This window comes from Shewanella sp. SP2S2-6 (assembly GCF_031931965.1).
GTDB classification, from domain to species: Bacteria; Pseudomonadota; Gammaproteobacteria; order Enterobacterales; family Shewanellaceae; genus Shewanella; species Shewanella baltica.
Genome location: NZ_JAUOEQ010000068.1, coordinates 1 through 2,203, shown reverse-complemented (window position 1 = coordinate 2,203; position 2,203 = coordinate 1). Strand labels below are relative to the sequence as shown.

At 42.1% G+C, this 2,203-nt stretch carries 2 protein-coding genes; one reads left to right on the top strand and one right to left on the bottom strand.

Going from position 1 to position 2,203, the window contains the following annotated elements; genetic code table 11:
• A partial coding sequence (locus tag Q4Q57_RS21975) for a site-specific integrase (RefSeq protein ID WP_311892031.1) occupies positions 1–659 on the bottom strand: 659 nt, incomplete at its 3' end.
• Positions 660–739: 80 nt separating this feature from the next.
• On the opposite strand from Q4Q57_RS21975, the gene Q4Q57_RS21970 reads away from it, so the two are divergent.
• Positions 740–1,825, top strand: coding sequence for a hypothetical protein (locus Q4Q57_RS21970; RefSeq protein WP_311892030.1), 1,086 nt, complete (start codon positions 740–742; stop codon positions 1,823–1,825).
• The last annotated feature ends 378 nt before the right edge of the window (positions 1,826–2,203 follow it).

Below are 2,203 nucleotides of genomic sequence, written 5' to 3'. Positions count from 1 at the left end.
GCAATGACTTGCTTCATGGCTTTTTGGAGCCCACCTCTGTCCATGAGTGAGTCGGGTTGATTATCTTTACCTGGAAACAACAAACGAGGATGACGGTGGGTGCGCCAATAGTACCTTAACGCTAACAAGGTGCGTTGAGGTAAAGGCACCAGTCTATCCTTGCCACCTTTAGCATCACGGATATGCACCTGCATGAGTCCTGCATCAATATCCCCGACCTGTAATGAAATCGCTTCACCAAGGCGCAATCCCATGCTGTACAGGGTTAAGAAACAGACCTGATAACGCAGCTGGCGCGTGAGGCTGATAACTATCGCGACCTCGCAGGGCGTGAGGATATCGGGCAGGTGTTTCACCTGTGGAGGCTTAACAATATTAAGCCACTGCCAAGATTTATTGAGGACGTGAAAGTAGAAAAACTGCAAGCCGTTACGGTCGAGTTTGACGGTGCTCCATGAATGTGAGGCAATTAAGTCGGCAAAATAGCGCTTTAAATCATCGGTGGTCAGGGTATCGGGGCAGCAGTCAAAATATGCCGCAATACGGCGTATAGCTCGGCTATAGGCATCAATGGTTGCAGGCCGCTTGCCTTGCAAGGTTAAGTTGGTAAGATGTTGTTCATAAAGTAAATCAAAGCGTTGTTGTTCGTGAATGTCCATGATGATACTCCTAGGTTTGCGACCGAAGCAGGTCGCGTCTAGCAAGTATTTAGGATGAGGGGCAAAAGGATGGCTTTATCTTGTTCCTGCCGCAAAGCGGCTTCGTTCAACAAGCCATTCAAAAGGACAAAAAACAGCTTGCTGTCCTTCGTTCCTCAGGCATTATAGCAAGCTGTTTTTTGCCTCTTAATGGGGCGTTAGAACCTCCCCCCCAACTTAAAGGAGTAGTAATGAAGGATTTTATTGAGGTGTTTCTGAATGGAAACTTCGAAATAGTTATTGGTGTTCTTACTGGGGTTGCCGCAGTTATGGTTTTAACTCCAATATTAAGAATCTTCGAAAGAAGAAAATTATTTTATTCTGAAGAATCAGGTAGAGATATAGAGGATAGAGATAGACTAAGAATTTTAGAAAAAGAGATTGTGCGACTAAGAAAAGAATTGTCAGGGGATCTCCTTAAAAATGCATCAAAACTCATAGATCAAGAGATGTCATCATACCTAGTGGAGAATCTAGAAAAGATGACATTAGAAAAGCTCAAAGATACAAGGGTTTTAGAGGGGCACATATTTGAAGAGCTTGAAGAGCGTGTTAATAAAAGAATTGACCAGTTTTTATCATCAAAAACAGATAAAGATTTAGCAGCATCTAAGCGGGAAAATCATCTTTTTCAACAGCGTGAAAATGTTGAAAAAGAGCTTCATCATACTGTAGAGCAAGAGAGAAGAAGCGCTGGTTTGCTAAAGAGTGTAATGATAAACCTCTTCGTAATTGTTAATTTCGCATTAATTGCTTTGTATCTATTAAAAGGTTCAGAGATATCTCAATACGGTGCAATATCACTATCAGGACTTTATATAAGTCTTGCAGGCTTTATTATCTATATTTTTCGAGCATCAAACGCGAGAACATCTGTTTTGCTGGCGATCAAGGAGGATTTAAAGAAACAAAATTCTGCGATGGAATACATTGAGCATAATAATAAGGCTGGATCACTTTCAGAACACGATATCGAATTCATTCGAATTATTATGACAAACCATTCTGAAAGGGAAAAGAAAGTGGATCATCCATATGAAATGGTTCTTAAAGGTGTGTCTGGCACAAACATCCAGTTCAAGGGTGGGAAAATGGCAATTTCTGAGAAATCAGGTTCTAACAAATAAGGATAGGCCGCGCGTAGCCGCGACCTTATCCCAAGTGTTGAACAAGCCCGATGCTGGTTGTTGACACTTTATTATGCAAATAGCTGATTGAGAATTTGAGGGTGCTAAGGTCGTACTTTGAAAGAGACTTTTTTGCAGACATGACCCGCCCTTAGCGAACGAGCTAATATTTTTATCACTTGTTCATCAAGCTGTTATCGAGTCTTCATTCTGTTTGGTTAACCCGTTATCCTTATACTTCTCGCCTTAAGCGGTGATATTAGCGCCTGTCGGTCGATGACGCATATGAACGCCCATAAAATGCATAGCTTGATGGCAGCAAGGGCAATAGCGCACGGCTAAGGTACGTTTGACCTCAGGTAACATGGGGAAAACTGC